The 21,472-nt window shown below is 61.8% G+C and carries 20 protein-coding genes; 5 read left to right on the plus strand and 15 right to left on the minus strand.

The window, feature by feature from the left end; all coding sequences use genetic code 11:
• Positions 1-134: 134 nt before the first annotated feature.
• Positions 135-2,171: an NADH:flavin oxidoreductase gene (locus tag CUV01_RS03975; protein WP_101459325.1), complete on the minus strand. Its 2,037-nt coding sequence runs from the start codon at positions 2,169-2,171 to the stop codon at positions 135-137.
• A gap of 115 nt (positions 2,172-2,286) precedes the next feature.
• On the opposite strand from CUV01_RS03975, the gene CUV01_RS03980 reads away from it, so the two are divergent.
• Positions 2,287-2,964: a TetR/AcrR family transcriptional regulator gene (locus CUV01_RS03980; RefSeq protein ID WP_101459326.1), complete on the plus strand. Its 678-nt coding sequence runs from the start codon at positions 2,287-2,289 to the stop codon at positions 2,962-2,964.
• Positions 2,965-3,055: 91 nt separating this feature from the next.
• On the opposite strand, the gene CUV01_RS03985 is transcribed toward CUV01_RS03980, so the two are convergent.
• From CUV01_RS03985 to CUV01_RS03995, 3 genes are read right to left on the minus strand one after another with little or no spacing between them, the layout of a single operon-like run.
• The gene (locus tag CUV01_RS03985) at positions 3,056-3,931 is read right to left on the minus strand and encodes an amidohydrolase family protein (protein WP_101459327.1); all 876 of its coding nucleotides are present in this window, start codon (positions 3,929-3,931) and stop codon (positions 3,056-3,058) included.
• Positions 3,928-4,392 (minus strand): MarR family winged helix-turn-helix transcriptional regulator, encoded by a 465-nt coding sequence (locus CUV01_RS03990; protein ID WP_101459328.1) that lies wholly within the window; start codon positions 4,390-4,392, stop codon positions 3,928-3,930. The genes CUV01_RS03985 and CUV01_RS03990 overlap by 4 nt, the downstream gene beginning before the upstream one ends.
• Complete coding sequence (locus CUV01_RS03995; protein WP_101459329.1) at positions 4,389-5,171, minus strand: crotonase/enoyl-CoA hydratase family protein; 783 nt, start codon at positions 5,169-5,171, stop codon at positions 4,389-4,391. Before CUV01_RS03995 ends, CUV01_RS03990 begins: the two co-directional genes overlap by 4 nt.
• A 98-nt stretch (positions 5,172-5,269) precedes the next feature.
• On the opposite strand from CUV01_RS03995, the gene CUV01_RS04000 reads away from it, so the two are divergent.
• A complete protein-coding gene (locus tag CUV01_RS04000; protein ID WP_101459330.1) occupies positions 5,270-7,132 on the plus strand; it encodes a feruloyl-CoA synthase in 1,863 nt (620 codons plus the stop codon).
• A gap of 15 nt (positions 7,133-7,147) precedes the next feature.
• Here the strand turns inward: CUV01_RS04000 and CUV01_RS04005 are convergent, their stop codons facing one another.
• The 11 genes from CUV01_RS04005 to CUV01_RS04055 all read right to left on the minus strand — a co-directional run bounded on the left by CUV01_RS04005 (position 7,148) and on the right by CUV01_RS04055 (position 18,543).
• On the minus strand, positions 7,148-8,632 hold the full coding sequence (locus CUV01_RS04005) for an acyl-CoA dehydrogenase family protein (RefSeq protein WP_101459331.1): 1,485 nt from the start codon (positions 8,630-8,632) through the stop codon (positions 7,148-7,150).
• A 7-nt stretch (positions 8,633-8,639) separates the two neighbouring features.
• Entirely contained in the window at positions 8,640-10,286 is a 1,647-nt protein-coding gene (locus CUV01_RS04010; protein WP_101459332.1) for a tannase/feruloyl esterase family alpha/beta hydrolase, read from the minus strand.
• 30 nt (positions 10,287-10,316) lie between these two features.
• Positions 10,317-10,547: a hypothetical protein gene (locus tag CUV01_RS04015; RefSeq protein ID WP_101459333.1), complete on the minus strand. Its 231-nt coding sequence runs from the start codon at positions 10,545-10,547 to the stop codon at positions 10,317-10,319.
• Between the two features lie 91 nt (positions 10,548-10,638).
• Positions 10,639-11,520: an amidohydrolase family protein gene (locus tag CUV01_RS04020; RefSeq protein WP_101459334.1), complete on the minus strand. Its 882-nt coding sequence runs from the start codon at positions 11,518-11,520 to the stop codon at positions 10,639-10,641.
• A 10-nt stretch (positions 11,521-11,530) separates the two neighbouring features.
• Positions 11,531-13,414, minus strand: coding sequence for a feruloyl-CoA synthase (locus CUV01_RS04025; RefSeq protein ID WP_232962493.1), 1,884 nt, complete (start codon positions 13,412-13,414; stop codon positions 11,531-11,533).
• Positions 13,415-13,433: 19 nt separating this feature from the next.
• Complete coding sequence (locus CUV01_RS04030) at positions 13,434-14,207, minus strand: crotonase/enoyl-CoA hydratase family protein (RefSeq protein ID WP_101459336.1); 774 nt, start codon at positions 14,205-14,207, stop codon at positions 13,434-13,436.
• 23 nt (positions 14,208-14,230) lie between these two features.
• Positions 14,231-14,998: an SDR family NAD(P)-dependent oxidoreductase gene (locus CUV01_RS04035; RefSeq protein WP_101459337.1), complete on the minus strand. Its 768-nt coding sequence runs from the start codon at positions 14,996-14,998 to the stop codon at positions 14,231-14,233.
• A 15-nt stretch (positions 14,999-15,013) separates the two neighbouring features.
• Positions 15,014-16,294, minus strand: coding sequence for a TRAP transporter large permease (locus tag CUV01_RS04040; protein ID WP_101459338.1), 1,281 nt, complete (start codon positions 16,292-16,294; stop codon positions 15,014-15,016).
• Complete coding sequence (locus CUV01_RS04045; protein ID WP_101459339.1) at positions 16,294-16,833, minus strand: TRAP transporter small permease; 540 nt, start codon at positions 16,831-16,833, stop codon at positions 16,294-16,296. Before CUV01_RS04045 ends, CUV01_RS04040 begins: the two co-directional genes overlap by 1 nt.
• A 72-nt stretch (positions 16,834-16,905) precedes the next feature.
• Positions 16,906-18,009: a C4-dicarboxylate TRAP transporter substrate-binding protein gene (locus CUV01_RS04050; RefSeq protein ID WP_101459340.1), complete on the minus strand. Its 1,104-nt coding sequence runs from the start codon at positions 18,007-18,009 to the stop codon at positions 16,906-16,908.
• A 57-nt stretch (positions 18,010-18,066) separates the two neighbouring features.
• On the minus strand, positions 18,067-18,543 hold the full coding sequence (locus CUV01_RS04055) for a MarR family winged helix-turn-helix transcriptional regulator (RefSeq protein ID WP_157994771.1): 477 nt from the start codon (positions 18,541-18,543) through the stop codon (positions 18,067-18,069).
• Between the two features lie 33 nt (positions 18,544-18,576).
• Between CUV01_RS04055 and CUV01_RS19580 the strand changes: the two genes are divergently transcribed.
• From CUV01_RS19580 to CUV01_RS04065, 3 genes are read left to right on the plus strand one after another with little or no spacing between them, the layout of a single operon-like run.
• Positions 18,577-18,858 (plus strand): hypothetical protein, encoded by a 282-nt coding sequence (locus CUV01_RS19580; protein WP_157994772.1) that lies wholly within the window; start codon positions 18,577-18,579, stop codon positions 18,856-18,858.
• Between the two features lie 51 nt (positions 18,859-18,909).
• Positions 18,910-20,151: an aromatic ring-hydroxylating oxygenase subunit alpha gene (locus CUV01_RS04060; protein WP_101459342.1), complete on the plus strand. Its 1,242-nt coding sequence runs from the start codon at positions 18,910-18,912 to the stop codon at positions 20,149-20,151.
• A gap of 4 nt (positions 20,152-20,155) precedes the next feature.
• Positions 20,156-21,241, plus strand: a complete 1,086-nt coding sequence (locus CUV01_RS04065; RefSeq protein WP_101459343.1) for an FAD-binding oxidoreductase — start codon at positions 20,156-20,158, stop codon at positions 21,239-21,241.
• Positions 21,242-21,472 lie beyond the last annotated feature (231 nt).

Below are 21,472 nucleotides of genomic sequence, written 5' to 3' on the forward strand. Positions count from 1 at the left end.
CTGCAGGCCATCGCCTATTCCCCGGGCTTATGGCAAGGCACGAATTTTCTATCACGGGCAGGATCGCCGCGCACCGTATAGCCACGCGCCCGGCATGGCCCGGGATCACGTGACAGGCCCCGCGAGAACGCCCGTCAGAGGACCTTTACCAGCCGCAGCGCGTCATAGATCGCCGCATGGGTGTTTCGCGCGGAAACGGCATCGCCAATGCGGAACAGCTGATAGGTGCCGTTCGGGTTCCGGACGACCTCTTGGGCGCTGCCGTCGACCAGCGCCTCGTAATCCACCTCGCCCAGATTGCTCGATTGATCGCGCAGATCGAAATAGACATCATCGAAGGGCCGGGTGCCGTGGTTGACCACGACCTGATCGACCTGCCGTTCACGCGTGACACCGCCGTAATCGGTGCCAAGGATCGCCACCAGACCGTTGCCGTCGCGGCGGACGGCATCCAGTTTCCAGGTCACGGTGAAGGTCACGTCGCGCTTTTGCAGGGCGCGGATAAAGGGGGTCAGCGACATTGCCATGACCTCGGAGGCAAAGCTGCGGTCGCGGGTCACGATTTCAACCTTGGCGCCCGTTTCGGCGATCTTTTCGGCAGCCTGCAATCCGGCATAATCGCCGGCATCGTCATAGATCAGCACGCTGCGTCCCGGCTGCGCATCGCCTGACAGAATGTCCCATGCGGATACGACCAGATCATTGCCGTCATCCAGAACGTCTGTATGCGGCAAACCGCCCGTCGCCACGATCACCACGTCGGGCTCGCCCGCGGCGATCACCTCGGGATCGGCAAAGCTGTTATAGTGGAAGGTCACGCCCATGCGTTCGCATTCCGACAGCCGCCACTGGATGATCTGCATCATCTCTGCGCGCCGCTTGCTTTGGGCTGCAAGGCGGATCTGGCCGCCGGCATGGTTGGCGGCTTCGTGTACGATCACCTCATGGCCGCGCTCGGCGGCGACACGGGCGGCCTCGACCCCGGCGGGGCCTGCGCCGATGACGATCACGCGGCGCTTTTCATTGGCCTTCGGGACAATCTGCGGCTGTTCCAGTTCTCGCCCGGTGGCGGGGTTGTGCAGGCACAGTGCCATGCCACCCTGATAGATGCGATCAAGACAGTAATTCGCGCCAACGCAGGGGCGGATGCGGTCCTCTTCACCGCGCAGGATCTTGGCGACGATATGCGGGTCGGCCATGTGGGCGCGCGTCATGCCGACCATGTCCAGCTTGCCCGATGCGATGGCATGGCGGGCGGTCGCGACGTCTTGGATCTTGGCGGCGTGAAAGGTTGGGAAATTGGTCGCGGCGCGCACCTCGCCCGCGAAATCCAAAAACGGTGCGCTTGGCATCCCCTGCACCGGGATCACATCGGTCAGCCCGGCATCGGTGTCGATATGACCTTTGATGACGTTCAGGAAATCGATCATGCCGCTGTCCTTGAGACGGCGCGAGATTTCAAGGCCGTCCGCTTTGGTCAACCCGCCTGCAAGATCCTCATCGCCGGTATAGCGGATGCCGACGATGAATTCGTCGCCCACCCGCGCCCGGATCGCCTTGAGCGTCTCGAAGGTAAAGCGCAGGCGGTTGTCCAGACTGCCGCCGTAAGGACCATCGAGATCATTGGTCAGCGGCGACCAGAACTGGTCCATCAGATGGCCGTAAGCCTGCAATTCGATCCCGTCCAACCCGGCCTCTTTCATGCGCTCGGCGGCATCGGCGTAATCTTCGATGATGCGGGCGATATCCCAATCCTCGACCTTCTTGGGGAACGCCTTGTGCGAGGCCTCGCGTTCCTGGCTGGACGACACCACCGGCAGCCAATCGGCCTTGTCCCAACGGGTCCGGCGGCCCAGATGGGTCAGCTGGATCATGACCGCACAGTCATGTTCATGCACCTCGTCAGTCAGCTGCTTCATCCAGCCGACGACCTCGTCTTTCCAGGCCAGGATATTGTTGAAGACCGGCGGACTGTCACGCGCGACCGAGGCCGAGCCCGCCGTCATCGTCATGGCAACCCCGGCCCGCGCGCGTTCGACATGATAGGCGCGGTAACGTTCCTTGGGCATCCCGTCCTCGGGATAGGCGGGCTCGTGGCTGGTGATCATCAGCCGGTTCTTCAGCGTCAGATGTTTTAGCTTGTAGGGCTGGAAAAGTGGATCGCTTGACATCGCCTGCCTCCCTGAGATGGGCGAGATTTCCCAAAAATAGACAGTTATGTCAATTTAAAAATCATTACTGTATATTTTCTTGCCAGCGCCGCCCGGCTCGGCTATTTGTCCGGGCATGGATAAGCCCACGCCCCCTATCGATGATGAAAGCGCGACTGGCTGGCGTGGCTCGCGCGCGGTCTGGCTGCAGGCGGCAAGGCAGGCATTTCTGGAATCGGGCCTTGATGCGGTAAAGATCCAGCCGCTTGCTGCACGGCTGGATATCTCGCGGGCGAGTTTTTACTGGTTTTTCAAGGATCGCGGCGCGCTGCTGGATGCGTTGCTGGAAGAATGGCAGACCAAGAATACCGGCGCCTTTGTCGATGCCTGCACCGCCTATGCGGAAACCATAGCCGAGGCGATGCTGAACCTGATCACGGTGTTCCATGACGAGGCGCTGTTCGAGCCTCAGCTTGATTTCGCCGTGCGAGGCTGGGCGCATCAATCCGACGCGGTGATGGCGCGCGTCAACGCCGAGGACGAGCAGCGATTGCAGGCGATCCGCGCCTTGTTCGAGCGGTTTGGTTTTGCGCCTGACGATGCCGATGTCCGCGCGCGCACCGTTTATCTGGTCCAGATCGGATATATCTCGATGCAGATGCGCGAAGATCCGGGCATCCGCATGGCGCGTGTACCGGGCTATGTGCGGATCTATTGCGGCCAGGATGCCACCCCCAGCGAGTTGGCCCGATTTCACGCAAGATTGCAGTTCGCTGCGGACCGTGGTGGAAGGACCTCCGCGACGTCTGCCTGACAGCGCGAAGGGGTTTGGCCCTTTCAGGGTCTGCAAAGTCCAGCGCCTCCAGGGCCATCCCTCGCGGACCTTGGCATAGGATCAGCCGCGCCTAGATCTTCAACAGCCGCCGCGCGTTTTCCTTCAGGATCAGCGGCTTGACCTCATCCTTGATGCCGATTGCATCGAAATCCTTCAGCCACCGGTCGGGCGTGATCGCGGGCCAGTCACTGCCGAATAGCATCTTGTTCTTCAGGATCGAATTGGCATAGCGCACGAACAATGGCGGGAAATATTTGGGCGACCAGCCAGACATGTCGATATAGACGTTGGGTTTGTGCTGAGCGACCGACAGCCCCTCTTCCGTCCAGGGAAAGGAAGGATGCGCAAGGACGATCGGCATGTCGGGGAAATCGACTGCGACATCATCGACGAACATCGGGTTGGAATATTTCAGCCGCATCCCCATGCCGCCGCGCATGCCCGAGCCGACCCCCGTCTGGCCGGTGTGAAACAGCGCAATGGCGCCTTCTTCGGCGATGGCCTCGTATAGCACATAGGCCGAGCGATCATTAGGGTAAAAGCCCTGCATCGTCGGATGGAACTTGAACCCGCGCACGCCGAATTCTCGCACCAGCCGCCGCGCCTCTCGTGCGCCGGCCTTGCCTTTGGCGGGGTCGATCGAGGCGAAGGGGATCAGGATGTCGTCATTCTCGGCAGCGATCTGGGCGACTTCTTCATTGGAATAGCGGCGGAACCCGGTTTCGCGCTCGCCATCAACCGGAAAGATCACCGCCCCGATCTTGCGCTCGCGGTAATAGGCGGCTGTCTCCTGCACCGTCGGCAGCATGCCCTTGGCACCAGCCGGATTGCGGAAATAGGCGGCCATTCCGGTTTGAAACTCGTCATAGCCGTCGTCGCGCGGCCCGCAGCAGGGCTCTTCGGCATGGGTGTGGATGTCGATGGCGATCAGGTCGTCGATATTCATGGTGTTTCCTCCAGGCCGGTAAATTTACGCAGCAACGCGATCAGTTGCCGGGCTTCGTCAGGGGCAAGCCGATCCGATTCGCGTCCAGCCTGCGCCAGAACCGCATCGGTATGGCGCGCCACCAGCGCCTCGCCCGTTGGTGTCAGTGTCAGTTCGACCGCGCGGCGGTCATCGTCCGGCACGTGCCGCGCGACCACCTTCTGCACTTCGAACCTGCGGATCAGTTTGGTCATATGCGCGCGCTTGATGGACAATCGTTCTGCCAGGATGCCCTGACGAATGCCGGGATTGCGTTGGATCACGTAGATCACCGTGAATTCGCCGGGCTTGATCCGCGCGTCTTCCAAGCCCTCGTAGAACATCTCGAACGCCTCGATCTGTGCGAGGCGCAGCAAGAAACCCAGCGATCCGGTCAGATCGCCCAAGTCGATCGCGCGCGCGGGCTGTTGCGGCAGGCTCATGCCTCGGGCCGTGCGACCTTGGCCGCGCGTTTTTCGACAAAAGCGCGCAGACGTTCGCCGGCCTCGGGCGCGGCTGCGGTCATGGCCGAGACAAAGCTTTCCACGAACAGGCCATCGCCGCGGGCCATATCCTGAATGCGGGGCAGTGCGTTTATGATGGCATAATTGGACATTTCGGCATTGCCGGCCGCCTTGCGAGCCAGATCAATCGCGGTTGCCCTGGCCTCGTCCGCCGCCACGACATATTGGCACAGGTTCCAATCCTCGGCCTTGCGCGCTGACAGCGACCGACCGGTCAGCATCATGTCGGTCATCCGCGCCACGCCCATCAGCCGCGCCACGCGGACAGAGCCGCCGCCGCCGACAAAAATCCCCCGCGTGCCCTCTGGCAACGCGAAGAATGCAGTCTCATCCGCCACCCTGATATGCGCGGCAGCCGCCAATTCCAGCCCGCCACCAACCACAGCGCCGTGCAAGGCGGCGAAGAAGGGGATGGGGCTTTGTTCCATCTGATCGAAGATCGCATGCCAGCGCCGCGAATGGTGCACACCTTCGATGGGCGAGCGCCCGACATGCTCTGCCAGATCCAGGCCGGCGCTGAAATGCTCGCCGGTGCCGCAGATCACGGCGGCGCGGGCTTCGGACTGGGCGCGCTCAATCGCTTGGCGCAATTCCTCGACCATTGGCGCGTTCAGCGCATTTCGTTTCGCGGGCCGATTCAACGTCAGGATCGCGACGTTGTCATCCAGCTCATAGCGGACCAGTGCGGTATCGCTCATGTCATCAACCTCCCTCGTTGCTCTTTTAAAAAGGTTTACAAAGAAATTGTTTCCACGTAAACAAAAAAAATGCAACGCCCTGGGAGGAGGTGTCTTCGATGACAGCAAACCGTTCCGAAACGCGACCGGATGTACGCGCAGCCAAGGTCTGGAACCCTGACCTCAAATGGGATGAGCGGACCGACGGCACCACCCTGATCTGGCGCGAGGATGCGCTTGGCGATTATCCCGACCGGCTGACCGATATCATCGATCACTGGGCCGAACAGCGCCCCGAACATACCTGGATGGCGCAGCGCGACGGCGATGACTGGCGCCGCGTCAGCTATCGCGAGTTGCGCGATAGCGTGCGCCGGATCGGGCAATGGCTGCTGGGTCAGAACCTGTCGGATGAACGGCCGCTGATCATCCTGTCGGGCAACTCGCTTGAGCATGCGCTGATGGCGCTTGGGGCGCAGTATGTGGGCATTCCATCAGCCGCAATTTCGCCCGCCTATGCGCTGATCTCGACCGATTATGACAAGCTGAAATCCATCACGGAACAGATCACGCCGGGCGTCGTGTTTGTGCAATCAGCCAGGCCCTTCGCGCCCTCGATCGCGGCGGTGTTCGGGCCTGATATCCCGGTCGTCACGCTGGAAGGCAGCCTCGACACCCATCAGACCGTGCCTTGGGCGCAAGTGATTGCGACCGAGGCGGGCAGCGACGTCGATGAGGCGCATCGGGCAGTCGGTCCTGATACGGTCGCGAAATTCCTGTTCACATCGGGCACCACAGGCAGTCCGAAGGCCGTGATCCAGACCAACCGCATGCTGGCCTCGAACATGGTCATGGTGCAAAACTGCTTTGCCTTCATGGTCGAAGAACCGCCGGTCATCTGCGATTGGGCGCCCTGGAACCACACCGCCAGCGGCAACAAGGTCTTCAACATGGCGCTGTTCAATGGCGGCACATACTACATCGATGAAGGCAAGCCGACACCCAAGGGCATCGCCGAGACGATCCGCAATCTTCGAGAGGTCTCGCCGACCTGGTATTTCAACGTTCCGGCAGGTTTCGAGGCGCTGGTCCATGCGATGAAGGACGATGACGCGCTGCGCCAAAGCTTTTTCCGTGACCTGCGGATGCTGATGTATGCGGGCGCGGGCATGGCCAGCCATACCTGGGACGATCTGGAGCGCCTTGCCGTGCAAACGGTTGGCGAAAGGATCCGCATCGTCACCGGCCTCGGCGCAACGGAAACCGCGCCCTTCGCCATGCAATGCGTCGATCCGAAGGACGCGCCGGGCAATATCGGCGTTCCCGCGAGCGGCGTGACGCTGAAACTGGTACCGACCGGCGACAAGCTTGAGGTCCGGGTAAAGGGGCCGAACGTGACGCCGGGCTATTGGCGCGCACCAAAGTTGACTCAGGATGCGTTTGACGAAGAGGGGTTCTATCGCCTTGGCGACGCGCTGCGCTATGCGGTGCCGGGTGATCCGACGCAAGGCTTTTACTTCGATGGGCGGATCGCCGAAAACTTCAAGCTGCAAACCGGCACATGGGTCGCGGTGGGCGCCTTGCGCGCAAAGATCGTCGATCAGATGGGCGGGCTTGTCAGCGATGCGGTGATTGTAGGCGAAAACCGCGACGCGCTGGCGGCGTTTCTGGTTCCGTCCCTGTCCGCGATGCGCGCGCTCGTCCCTGACGGCACGCCTGACGACGAGGTGCCTGGCCACCCCGCCGTCCGCGCCCGCATCGCCCAGCATCTGGCTGGCCATGTAGCAGCGTCCACGGGATCGGCCACGCGGATTTCGCGGGTCATGGTTCTGACCGAACCGCTTAGCCTTGATCGCGGCGAGGTCACCGACAAGGGCTCGGTCAATCAGCGCGCGGTGCTGCGCAACCGGGCCGATCTGGTTGAACGGATGTATGAGGACACGCCCGAGGTGATCCTGCCAGAGGCACCGTCAGCGGGCTAAATGTCCGCTGCGGCCTCAGGCATCCAGCCTAAGCAGAACGGCGCGGCTCAACAGGGTCGCGCTGTCATGTGCGAACTGATCGGCGCGCGCCCTTGCATCACCCGCCTGCGCGATTTCAAGCGCGGTCGCCTGCCATTGCTGCGCCCGCCCCGCCAGTTCGGCATCATCCGGGGCCAGTCTGACAACCAGATCCACGAAAGCCGGGATCGCCGCGCCGCCATCGAGCCGCAATCCGCGTGTGGCCAGCGTCAGTGCGTGAATGCCGTTGGCGCCCTCGTAAATCGCGGTGATGCGCGCGTCGCGCCACACCTGCGACATCCCGTATTCCTCGAGATAGCCGTAACCGCCAAGGATCTGGATACCCAGATCGGCGGACCGAATGCCCGCCTCGCTGCCATGGATCTTGCACAGCGGGGTCAGAAATTCGACCAGCGCCGGGCAATCGCCGCGCTCGATCTGCGCCAGCGCCAGATGGCACATCCCGCGCGCACCACGGGCAAGCGTGCGTTGCTCGGCCAACATGCGCTGAACGTCGGGGTGATCGGACAGGGCTGCAGGGCTGCCATCGGGCATTCGGCCCTGCTGACGATCAGCGGCATAGGCCGCCGCGATGGCATGGGCGCGCGCGGCATGGGCCACGCCCTGCAGGGCCACGTCCAGACGTGCATGGTTCATCATGGTGAACATTGCGGCCAAGCCGCGCCCCTCAACGCCGATCAGCTCTGCGCGCGCACCGTCGAATTCCATCTGGCAAGTAGGCGAGGCATGCAGGCCCAGCTTTTCCTCGATCCGGGTGACCGAGACGCTGTTGCGGATACCGTCAATTTCGGATGGACAAAGAAACAGCGACAGTCCTTTGACGCCATCCTCGGGCTTGCCGGTCCGCGCCAGCACCAGATGCAGGATCCCGCGCGAGATGTCCTGATCGCCGCCCGAGATAAAGATCTTTTGCCCGTCGATCCGCCAGCTTTCACCATCGGGCCGGGCGCGCGTGCGAATTTGCGACAGGTCAGAGCCTGCGCCAGCCTCGGTCAGCGCCATGCTGGACAGCCATTCCCCGGCGACCAGGCGCGGAATGAACCGCGCCTGCTGATCTGTGGTGCCATGCGCCAGCAAGGTCGACACGGTCCCCGGCACAAGTCCGGTCACCATTTGCAACGCGTGGTTTGCACCCGAGAATATCTCGGACAGCGCGGCGGCGGTCAGGTGATCCATGTCCTGCCCGCCGAACGCCTCAGGCGCTGTCAGTCCCTGCCAGCCATCCTCACCCAGCCGGGCGAAAGCGTCTGAAAATCCCGCCGGCATCCGCACCCGGCCATTTTCCAACCGACACCCTTGTTGGTCGCCGGTGGCATTCAGGGGCGCAAGCACCCCCTCTGCAAGGCTTGCAAAATGGCGGGCGATTTCCTCTGACAGGTCTGCGTCCCAGCCGGGCAAGTCACCGGCAAGGCTGCGCAGGCTGTGGAAGATATCGTCAAGCGGGGCCTGAAACGGTGTCATGCAAACCTCACTGGCACTGGAAGCTGTCGGCAGATTTCGGATCGCCCTCCTGATAGCGCGCGACCTGCGGGGCCGGGCAAAGCGGACGGGTGGCGCCCTGCAGACCCTCGGGAACCTCGTCATTATCGGCCCTGGCCGATGCGGTGACAGCCTCGGGCGCGGTTCCGTCCTCGACCCAGGCAATCAGCGGCGTCAGCAGATCAAATGCATCCGTCGCCGGCCCGCCGCTGCAATGGTTCATCCCGGGCACCGGATAAAAGCGCGCGAAATCGGCGGCCTGGCCGTCGTTGTTTTTATCCAGCGATGCGTACCAGCGCGCGGTGTCGTTGACCGAAAAGACCGGATCGCTGACACCATGGGTGATGATCATGCGGCCACCAGCAGCACGAAATTCGGCCAGAGCGGGATCATCGCTGTCCGGCGGGCTCATTACCTCCATGGGCGATTCCGGCAACGCATCACTGCTGGCATCGATCATCTCAGCCTGCCCGGCAATGTCGAATTCCAGGAGGAACTGCATCAGTTCCTGTGGCGAACCGCCAACCTCTGTGGGCGGAACGGTGAAGATCTGCGCCAGAGAGGCCGCGCCCATCACCGCGATGATCGGCATCTGATCCCATGGCGGCACCGTGCTTTCGACCTTCCAGAAGCGCCAGTTTCCGCCCTCGATCCCGGCATCCCAGGCCCAGTCGCTGTAAAGCTGTTGGCCATCTGCGCCCTTGGGACCTGCATGGATCGTTTGCAGGGCTTGTACTTGCGCGGCGGACAGGCAGTCGCTGTTCTGCCCTCCCGTGCATTGCAATGCGGTGACATCAAACGCAGCCTGACAAGCCGCGGTGTCACCGATCAGCCCATCCTTCAAACCGTCCAGTCCGTCGCAACTAGCGCGCATGGAGTCTGCCACCAGATGCAAGTCCTCGGTCGAGAAAGAGGTGCGGATATCGCCAGTCAGCGGCTGAAAGGTCTGGACATCCAGGGCGTGCTGCACCGCCGCGCGCGGCAGATTGAACCCCGGCGCGCCAATCAGCAGACCGTCAAAGGCGTCCGGCATCCGCGCCGCGGCGACCATCGCGTGACGACCACCGTTGGAACAGCCAATGCCATAGGCGCGCTCGACCGGCGTGCCGTAATAGGCATCGACCATCTGGCGGGCCAGGGGCTGCAGGATCTCGACGGCCTTGTAGCCATACATTTGCCGAGCCTCGAAATCGGCACCGAAGGCCGCGCCGCCAGCCAGCCCCATATCGGGATTGGCCGCGCCATCATGGCCCGCGTCGCTGCTGACAACGGCAAAGCCACGCGCCAGCGGTGACTGATCGCCCGTTCCTGCACCAAGCGCGCCTGTCGCAGGCTTGACCTCGCCATCATTGCCGCCGTTGAACTGGTGGACGAAATCGCCATTCCAGTCATCCGGCAGTGCCAGCTCAAAGCGCAGGGCATAGGGCCTGCCATCGCTGCCTGTGCGTTCTGCGGTCGTCGCACGAATACGGCATTGTGCGACCGGGCTATCCTCGCCCGCAGGAACAACAGCGACCTCGGTGAAGGTCACATCGCTTGTTCCAAGCGCTTCGGGTGTCAGATCGGCACAATTCATGGGCACCGCGATGGCCGTACCGGCCCAAAGCATCGCCATTATCGTCAAAGTAGCACGCATTCCAGGTCTCCTTCATGTATTGGCGTTGTCTCAGTGCCCTGCTTCGACCAGGGTCGTTCCGTTATCCGACAGCATGAACTGCATGAGGTCCCTGCCGATAACCAGCGGCCCGTCATCGGTGCTGCGGGTCCGGGAAATCAGCTCTGCGATGGGCGGATTTCCCATCAGGACCATGTGCGAATACACTGCAAGGTCGGATTGCGCGCTCGCAGACGTTCCAGCAGACAGCGCCAATGCCGCCGTGATCACAATCGTGGGCATTGGTACACGGCTTGGTCCAAAGCAGATCATCTTGGGTTCCTCCTCGGGTGGATGTGCGCGCTGCACGTATCGTTGGCGCGCAGTCAGGCAATCAATCGCTGACCCCTAGCAGGCGCATGGCGTTTTCTTTCAGGATCAGCGGGCGCACCTCGTCGCGGAACTCTGCCTTGTCGAAAGCATCGAGCCACTTTTCCGGTGCGATCATTGGCCAATCAGAGCCGAACAGCATCTTCTTCTTCAGCAGGGTGTTGGCGTAGCGCACGAGGATCGGCGGAAAATATTTCGGCGACCATCCCGACAGGTCGATATAGACATTTGGCTTGTGCTGGGCGACCGACAGCGCCTCTTCCTGCCAGGGAAAGGACGGATGCGCGAGAATGATCGGCATGTCCGGAAAATCCACCGCGACGTCGTCGATGATCATGGGATCAGAGTATTTCAGCCGCATCGAGTTGCCGCCCCGCATGCCTGACCCGACGCCGGTCTGGCCGGTATGAAACAGCGCAGGTTTGCCGGTTTCGGCGATGGCTTCGTAAAGCGGATAAGCCATGCGGTCGTTGGGGTAAAACCCCTGCATCGTGGGATGAAACTTGAAGCCCTGTACGCCGTGATTTTCGACCAGATCACGGGCTTCGCGCGCCCCCAGCTTGCCCTTGGCCGGGTCGATCGACGCAAATGGGATCAGGATGTCGTCATTCCTGGCGCAGGCATCCGCGACCTCGTAATTGTTGTAGCGGCGATAGCCCGTTTCGCGTTCTGCATCGACGGGAAAGATCACCGCGGCAATGTTCATCTGGCGGTAATGCGCGGCGGTCTCATCTATGGTGGGCGGGTGTGACCACGGCGCGCCGAAATATTTGGCCATTGTCGATTGCAACTCGTCATAGCCGTCATCGGCGTGGCAGCCACAGGATTCCTCGGCATGGGTGTGGAAATCGATGGCACGCACCTTGGCGAAGTCGATCTTGTTCATCTTTGCCTCCTCAGACCCGGATCAGCGCGGGATCTTCGTTGTCGTAAAGCCGTTCCAGCAGATCGGCGCGGCGGGTCAGGATCTTTCTGATGTTGAGCGATCCCTTGTCGGTCACCTCTTGCCCGGCCAGCGAGGGCGGATCGGACAGCACCATGGCACGGGTGATCCGCTTGGCCGATCCGCTGACGCCGTCATTCATCTCGCGCAGGGCCGCCTCTATGCGGGCCGACAGATGCGGGTCGATCAACGCGCCACGGGCGGTGTTTTCATCGCTGATCTGTTGTGGCAACGGAAACAGCAGCAAGCCGACCTCGCCTCGATCATGGCCGCACACCACAAGGTCCTGCACCAACCCCTTCAGCCGATCCAGCGCGGTCATCCGCAGGCTTCCGGCCTGGACCCATGTGCCGGTGTTAAGCTTGAAATCCTCCGACACACGGCCGTCAAAGATCAGCCCGCGCGCGGGATCTTTCGGGTTCACGAACCGCACGGCGTCGCCGGTGATAAAGAAACCCTCGTCATCAAACGCCGCAGCGGTTTTTTCGGGGTCCTGGAAATAGCCCGCGGTGACATTCGGCCCCTTGACCCGAATTTCGCAGCGCATGTCCTGATCCGGGATCAGCTTGACCTCAACCGCAGGCAGGGGCACGCCGATCACACCCGAGCGACCGATGGGCTCATGCACCATGAGGCAGGCGGGTGCGGTTTCTGTCAGACCCCAGCTAGAGGCCATCATCGGCAGGCCGCCGCGTTCCTCGATGCAAAAGCGTTCCAGCCGCAGCCAGACCTCTTGTGGCAGCGAGGCGCCGGCATAGAAGATCAGATCCAGATCCTTGAACAGGGCCTTGCGGGTCTCGGCGTCGTCATGCGCGGCATCGGTCAGCATCGCAAAACCGACCGGCACGTTGAAGGCCAGAGTACCGGGATGCTCGCGCCGGTTCGCCAGCGTCGTGGCAAAACCGCGTGCCGTCGGCTTGCCCTGATCAATGGTCAGCGTACCGCCGTGGGCCAGCATCATGTTGACGTTGTGACTGCCGCCGAACACGTGGTTCCAGGGCAGCCAGTCGGTGACACTTGGCGGGCGGGCCGACAGGTAGGGCATCACCGCCGACATCTGTGCCTGATTGGCGCACATCATGCCATGCGTGGTCAGCACACCCTTGGGCTCGCTGGACGAACCAGAGGTGAACAGGATCTTGGCCAGCGTCTCCGGTCCGACCTGCGCGTGCCGTTCATCCAGATCGAGGTGATCAGGCGTTGCCAGCAGATCGGCAAAGGCGGTTACGTCCCGCGGGGCGCCATCGGGGCGCGCGGCCACGACCTCGACGCCATCAAGCTGCGGCAGGCGCAAGGCTGCGGCGTAGCGACTTGCATCGTCCATGAAAGCCAGTTTCGGATGCACCTTGTCCAACACAAAAACCAGCCGGCCATGCGCCTCTTCTATCAGGGCATATTGCTCGGCCAGCGGTACGACGGGCACACCGACATATTGCGCGGCCAGCGACAGGATCAGATGGTCGATCCCATTGCCCGACAGCACCGCAATGCTGTCCCCTGCCCCCAGCCCGCGCGCCAGTAGTGCCGAACCCACCGCGCGAACCTGTCCCAGCAACTCGCCATAGGTTACCTCGCGCCAGGGGCCTCGATCCATGTCGGGGCCAGCGCGTTCAGTCAGTGCCATCCGGTCCGGCGTGGCCGCTGCCCAATGGTGCAGCCAATGCCCGGTATTCGGCGCGACCTCCCCCAATGGCTGCGCAGCGCGCAAGAGGATGGTGCCGTCCGCGCGATCCTCGCGGATCGTGTCATGCGCGATCCATTCTGTGACGGTGTTTGCGCGCGCCCATGCGGCACGTTCTTCGATATTGTCAGCGTTCAAGGGTGGAATATCGGTCACAACCTGTTTCCTTTTGAACTTAGCGAAAAACCGGCTGGCGTTTTTCCAAAAAGGCTTGCAGGCCCTCTTTGGCATCGGGCGTCGTCTGGACAAGCGCGGCGCACAGGCTTTCGGTGAACAACCCGTCGGCACGCGACATGTCGTTGATGCGCGTCAAGGCCTGCACCATGAAATAGTTCGACATCGGTGCGTTGCCCGCGATGCTGCCTGCAAGTTTGCGCGCCAGAGGCAGCGCCTCGCCCTGACCGACGCTATAATGCGCCAGCCCCAGTGACAGCCCCTCATCCGCGCCGTATTTGCGCCCGGTCAGCATCATCTCGACCATACGGTCGGGGCCGATGATCCGGCCGATGCGGACCGTCGCGCCGCCGCCGACAAAGATGCCGCGCCGGCCCTCAGGCAGTTGGAAGATCACCGACGGCTCGGCGATGCGCACATGGGTCGATGCGGCAAGTTCCAGACCACCGCCGATCACCGCGCCTTCGAGGGCCGAGATCGTCACCAGGCCACCAAACTGGATTAATTCCATCACCCGATGCCAGTTGCGCGAGTGATAAACGCCGTCCTCGGCGCTGCGGCTGACATGTTCCGACAGATCCAGACCCGAACAGTAATGCCCCCCGGCGCCGGTCAGGATTACGACCCGCACATCCTTGGGCATGGTGGAATAAGCGTTTTCGATCGCGGCGATCAGACCGTCGGACATCGCATTGCGCTTGTCAGTGCGGATCATGGTGATGGTCGCGACCTGACCGTCTACTTCTCTGGTCAGATATTTCGCATGATCGGACATGGGGTGGTTCCTTTCCTGGACGGTCATTTCGGTGCAAGACGAACGGCATTGTCGATGCGGATCACCTCGCCGTTCATCAGCGGATTTTCGACAACACTTTGCACCAGCATGGCAAATTCATCAGGCGTGCCCATGCGCGACGGAAAGGGCAGCCCGGCCTCTAGCGAGGCACGCGCCTCGGGCGGCAGTCCGGCGCTCATGGCGGTTTCGAACAGCCCCGGTGCGATGGTCATGACCCGGATGCCGAACCGGGCCAGTTCGCGTGCGGCTGGCAAGGTCATGGACGCGATGCCGCCCTTGGATGCGGCATAGGCGGCCTGCCCGATCTGGCCGTCCTGATAGGCGACCGAGGCCGTGTTGATGATCACGCCGCGCGCGCCATCCGCATCCAGCGGTTCCGCCCCCGACATGGCGCGTGCGGCGTGGCTGAGCACGACATAGCTGCCAAAAAGATTGACACGCAGGGTGCGTTCGAACGCCTCGAGCGGCAGCACACCGTCACGCGGCAGGATGCGGCCCGCAGTTCCGATGCCGGCACAGTTGACAACGATCCGCGGCGGGCCGCCCAGTTCATCGGCGGCGCGGGCGAAACCTGCCTCGACGGCGTTTGCGTCCGAGACATCGGCCGCGACGGCTAGTCCGCCAATGTCATCGGCCACGCGTTGCGCGGCATCCGTGCCCAGATCGACGACCACAACCTTGGCACCAGCGGCAGACAGGCGTCGGGCAGTTCCCTCGCCCAGACCGCTTCCCGCGCCCGTAACAAGCGCGATTTGACCGGAGATATTCATCCTGGATCCCTTTCCTCAAATAAAGCCGCGAATGGCCAGCATGCAGGCGACCAGCGCCAGATCAGCCAGAATGAACGGCACGATTCCCGCAAAAACCTGTTCCAGCCGCACATAGTCTCGGGCGACGGAGTGGATGACAAAGACGTTCAGCCCGACCGGCGGGGTGATCATCCCGATTTCCAGAAGTTTGGCGACGAGAAGGCCGAACCACAGCTTGTCCACGCCATGCTCGGCCAGGATCGGCAGGAACAGCGGCAAGGTCAGCAGCAGCGCGCCGATCGGTTCCAGGAACATGCCCAGCACCAGATAGATCAGGACGATCACCAACAGCAGCGCAAAGGTGCTGAGCCCCAGCCCCTCGACAAAGATGCCCATCTGCATCGATAGCCCGGACATGGCCACAAGCCGCGTGAACAGGTTGGCGCCGATGGCGATGATGAACAGCGCGCCGCCTGCAAGCAGCGTATCGACAAGACTTTCCTTGAAATCCGCCCAACTCAGCGAGCGGCGCATGAGGCCGATCAACAACGCCATGAAGCTGCCAAAAGCGCCGGCCTCGGTCGCCGTGAAAAAGCCGGTGAAGAGCCCGCCAAAGACCGAAATGATCAGCAACAGAACAGGCCAGATTTCCAGCGTCTTCTGCCAGCGGTCGCCCATCGTATACGGCTCTGCGCGCGGCAGACTGGCCGGATCGCGCCACCAGACGATCAGCACCGCGGTGATATAAAAGGCCAGCGACGCCAGACCCAGGAACAATCCGCCCAAAAACAGCTGGTTGATCGAGGTTTCTGCCTGGATCCCGAACAGGATCAGGATGATGGAAGGCGGGATCAGCGCACCAATCGTGCCGCCCGCCGCGACCGAGCCGGTCGCGATGCTGAGATTGTAGCCCTGACGCGCCATCTCCGGCACCGCGATGCGGCCAATGGCGGCTGAACAGGCGACCGACGACCCGGATACGGCAGCAAAGCCCGAGGCACCCGCCAGCGATGCAATCGCCAAGCCGCCCGGCAGCCAGCCCCACCAGACCCGCGCGGCCTCGAACAATCCGCGCGTCAGGCCGGAATGATAGGCGATATAGCCCATCAGCAGGAACATCGGGATCGAAGACAGCGTCCAACTGGCTGAGGTGGTGTAGGGGATCGTGGACAGCATAGATATCGCCGGGCGCAGACCCGCAACCGCCCAGATGCCCAGGAACGAGACACAGATCAGGCTGGCTGCGATAGGCACGCGCAGGGCGATCAGCCCCAAGAGGGCCGCCAGCGCAAGAACTCCGATGGTAATCGGTTCCATCACGCTTCCCCCGTCTGAGAGTCAAACTGATCCAGCGGATCGTCATCACCGTCGGTGAACTGGCCTGTCAGCACCTCGATGATGCGGAGCACCATGATCAACAGCGCCAGCCCGAAGGACAGCGGCATGATCCAATAGCTGGGCCAGGTGACAAAGCGGATGGTGCCCGCCTCGACATAGGCGCCGCGCGCGGTCTTGCTGATCGCCTCGACGGTGCCGCCGTAAAGCAGCACGGCCAGTACACAAGCAAAGATCACGAACCCGAACAATTGCACCGCTTTCAGCGAGGTGCCGGTCAGTTTCTGGGTAAAGATGGTGGCTTCGATATGGCGGCGCTTGACCTCGGTCAGGGCCAGCGGCAGCACGCTGACGGCGACCATGTAATACTTGCTGACCAGATCGGAGGTGGCGGGGAAACCGGCGCCCAGGAACGCCCGCATGAAGACGTCGACGACGACCTGCATCATCATCGCGACCAGCACGAGGCCGCCCAACGCCATGCTGAACCGCGCCACAGCGGTTTCGATGGTCTTAAACATCCGTTCCTCCGTGGGATTGCGCTATGGGGGTGGGCGCATGCGGATGTTCGGCCGCATGCGCCAGCGATCACACTACTCGCCGTAGCTTTCCAGATCGACATTGGCCCAGATTTCCTGATCGCGCAGCGCGGCCAGTTCCTCGGGCGTGGTTTCTGCTGTCACCAGCCCGTCCCACTTTTCGATCAGCGCGACGTAGCGGTCGACCTTGGCCTGTGCATCGGTGACGCCCCGGCTTTCCAGAATTTCGCCCGCTTCGGCCAGCCGCTGCTCATTGAAGGCGTCGCGGTTGGCGATCACTTCGTCATCGGGGATGATGAATTCGACCTCATCGCCGGCTTTGACCTCGGCGATCTGTTCATCAAAGCTGGCCATGCCCATCGCGCTGCCATATTGCGCAGCGCTGACAAAGGCCTTGCGATCAGCCGCATCCATCCGGTCCCACAACAGCTTGCTGGCGGTCATGCCGGCGGCGCTGTTGAACAGACCCTCATCCACCACGGTCACATAATCGACCACGTCGCCCAGACGGTTGGCGATCACTTCGTGCGGCGAACTGAACGTGGCTTCGATCACGCCCTGGCTCAGGCCTTCGAACAATTCGCTCGACGGCATCTGAACGGCAACGCCGCCGACATTCTCGATATAGGCCGCATAAAAGGGCGAGCCGCTGCGGATCTTGAGACCCTGCATGTCGGCAAGGCTCTTGACCGGCTTGGTCGACAACAACTGATAAAGCGGCGTTGTATCCGACCCCAGATAGACCTGCCCGTTGCGGCTGAATTCGGTCTGGCAGGGTTCGCAGGTGACGATGTATTCGGTCACCGCCGAGGCCACCGCGCCCGGCGTCTTGCCCAGCATCGACAGTTCCGACATCATCGCACTTTCAGGGTATTCGGCGATGAAATAAGGCAGCAACAGCACGCCCATATCGGTGACGCCATCGCGCAGCGCGGTCGACATTTCATTCGGGGCAACAAGACCCGAGGGCGTGTCCTGACCGTCCCAGCGGCCATCGGTCAGTTCAGTGAGACGTTTGAACATTTCCGGGTAAAAGACCTTGGCCTGGGCGTGGCTGGGGCCAAAGCCTGTCGTTGCGCGGATGGTTTCGGCCGAAGCCGTCACAGCCAGCATCGAGATCGAACATGCGAGTGCAGTCGCGGCAATACGCGTTTTCATAGATTTCCTCCGTTGGTCATTCACACCCGGCCCTCCTGCCGTGGCGTGTAGGGTTGTTCAGCCCGTCCGGTGCGCTTCCAGCTGTTTCAGAATGATCAGCAGACGGGCGCGGTCTGGTTCACTCAGCAGGCCAAAGATTGCATCTTCGGCCTCGCGCACGGCCTCAGCGACACGGTCGCGCAAATTGCGCCCGCGCAAGGTTGCCGTCAGGGCATAGCGCCGACGATCAGTTGGCACCTTCTTGCGTGTGATCAGGCCGCGCTGTTCCAGCTCGTCGATGATGACGACCAGATTAGAGCGTTCCATCTGCAATGCTTCGGCAAGTTCGGTTTGAACGATGCCGGGATTGTCGGTGATGATCGACAGGCAAGAAAAGCTGACCACGCGCAAACCATCGCGCGCCATGACGCGCTGCGCGACCGGCTGTATCTGCATATAGGCGCGCTTCAGCCGGTATCCGATAAGGTTGCTGAGGACACTGTCGGTGACAGGCTCTGCCTTTCCGGCGCGGGGCGATTCGTCAGTCTGTGCCATGATTCCTCCTCCTTCATTTAGGTATACCATATAATGATTATTATCAATAACTATTATGATGAAGTCCGCGATGGCGACTTTGAGCTGACGCCGTCGCCGGAAATCAGCATGGGTCGCGAGCAGCGCAAGAGTGCGGCAGAACCGCCCGGCAGCACCCGCCGCCCGCATCCTGCAAAATTGACCGGAATGGCTAAGCCGCCGTCGCAAATCTGGCAGCCGGTGTCGCAATCTTCGACGCATTCCTGGCCTCGGCCTGCAAACTGGAACCCAAAGGGAGAGAATCGATGTGCCGGTTCTTGGGCCTGGAAAGAGTGATCATTCAAAAATGGTCCAGCCGTCAGTTGGTGGGCCAGTCTGGAGACTTCGATGCTTCGTGAAGCTGACGTGCTGTCCACCCTCATGCGCCGAAAGCCTGCGCACTCGCTTGCCCAGGACCTCTACTGCGACCCCGGCGTGTTTCAGGTCGACCTGGATCAGATCTGGTATCGCGAGTGGCTGTTCACCCTGCCCGCCTGCGAGATTCCGAAGGCAGGGAACTATGTCGTCCACGAGGTCGGGGATTATTCCGTCGTCATCGTGCGCGGAACGGATGGTCAGATCCGTGCCTTTCATAACTCTTGCCGCCATCGCGGATCAGTGCTGTGCAAAACCAAGAAAGGGTCGAACCCAAAGCTGGTCTGCCCCTATCATCAGTGGACCTACGAGCTTGATGGCCGCCTGCTCTGGGCCCGCGACATGGGACCTGATTTTGATCCGTCTGCACATGGCCTGAAGGCGGTGCACTGCCGCAACCTGTCAGGCATGGTCTATATCTGCCTTGCCGACGATGCGCCTTCGATCGACGAATTGGCGGCAGAGACCGAGCGCTATCTTGCGAAACACGATCTGGAAAATTCCAAGGTCGCGTTCGAGAGCACGATCATAGAACAGGGCAACTGGAAGCTGGTCTGGGAAAACAACCGCGAATGCTATCACTGCGCCGGCAACCACCCGTCGCTGTGCCGCACCTTCCCCGAAGACCCGCGCGCCGTCGGCAATGATGACAGCGGAGAGTTGCTGGATATACAGAAAAACCATGCCGAGCGTTGCAACGCGGTGGGCGCATTGTCGGCCTATAAAATCGCCGCCGATGGTGAATGGCGTTTCGTGCGCGCGCCGCTGCTGGATACGGCGGAAAGCTACACCCTGGACGGCAAGGTCGCGGTGACCAAGCCAAACTCGTCCTTTCCGTTCAAGGATGCCGGTGCGCTGCTGAAATTCCGCTATCCCGGGACGTGGAACCACTTCCTGTCGGATCACATCATCCTGTTCCGCGTCACGCCGATCGGTTCGATGGAGACCGAAGTCTGCACCAAATGGCTGGTCCACAAGGACGCAGTCGAGGGGCAGGATTACGATCTGAAACGCCTGACCGAGGTCTGGATCGCCACCAATGCCGAGGATCGCGAAGTGGTCGAGAACAACCAGCGCGGCATCCGGTCGCCGGCCTATGAGCCCGGCCCCTATTCCCCAACCCACGAAGGCGGCAACATTCAGTTCGTCGATTGGTATGCGGCTGCCATGATCCGCGCAATTACGCGCAGCGCGTCCAGATTCGCGGCGGAGTGACGTCATGGCAGTGCAACCTGATCTCATGGCCTCGTCAGACGTTGCGATCTGGACGGATGCCGAGCCGCTGACCTGCTGTGCGGTCGTCCCCGAGGCACCGAACACCGTCACCGTCAGCTTTGTGACGGCGTCAGGCGCTCAGTTTCGCTATGAGCCGGGACAGTTCCTGACCTTGGAGCTGCCGGTGCCCGGCGGAACGGTCTGGAAAACCTACACGATCTCGTCGTCGCCCTCGCGGCCGATGACCATTTCGGTCACCGTCAAGGCACAAGCCGGCAGCGTCGGCACGCGGTGGATGCTGGATCATCTGACGCCCGGCATGCAGATCAAGGCCATCGGTCCGGCGGGGATCTTTTCGATGCCCCGCAACGAACGAAAAAAGTATCTGTTCATCTCGGCGGGCTCGGGCATCACGCCCTTGCTGGCGATGACCACATATCTTTACGACCGGGGCACTGACGTCGACGTGGCATTCGTTCACTGCGCGCAGCGACCGCAGGACATTATCGCGCGGCAGCGGCTGGAACAGATGGCGTCGCGCGTGCCGTCGATCCGGCTGTTCTTCATTGTCGAACAGGACGACCCTTACCGTGTCTGGACGGGGCTGCGCGGGCGCCTCAATCAGCTGATGATCGGCCTGATCGCAGGCGACTATCTGGAGCGTGACGTCTACTGCTGCGGGCCCGAACCATTCATGAACGCTGTGCGCGAAATGCTGATCGCGCTTGGCTACGACATGGATCACTACCACCAGGAAAGCTTTGCCGCACCGGTCAAAAAGGAAGACCAGCTTCCAGAGCATGATGATGTCGTCCTCGACGAAAGGGCGGCAGCGAGCGTTGCTTTTGCACGATCCGATGTTACCGCCGAGTGCAATGAAACTGACACGGTGCTGGCCGTCGCGCGCGGCGCGGGCATCGTCATTCCGTCAGGCTGCACATTCGGCGTTTGCGGCACCTGCAAGGTCAAAAAGACCGCCGGCGACGTCCACATGGTGCATAACGGCGGCATATCCGAAGACGACATCGCAGCAGGGTTCATTCTGGCATGCTGCTCCAGTCCAATCGGCGCGGTAGAGATTGACGTCTGAGTAGATAAAGGTCCGGTTCCAAGAAGGCTGGCTGCAGTATTGCGTCTTCTCCGCCCCGTTCCAAGGCGCGAGGACAGGTGCAACGGCAACACCTTTTTCGAACAATCAGCGATACCTGAAATACGAACACACCTATCTGCACGCGCGGAACCACAGATCACAGGCCAAGCTTGGCATCAGAACCTTGATTGAGCTCTGAAATCACAGGCAACCGTACCCAAGCATCCAAGG

Source organism: Paracoccus tegillarcae (assembly GCF_002847305.1).
Taxonomy (GTDB): domain Bacteria; phylum Pseudomonadota; class Alphaproteobacteria; order Rhodobacterales; family Rhodobacteraceae; genus Paracoccus; species Paracoccus tegillarcae.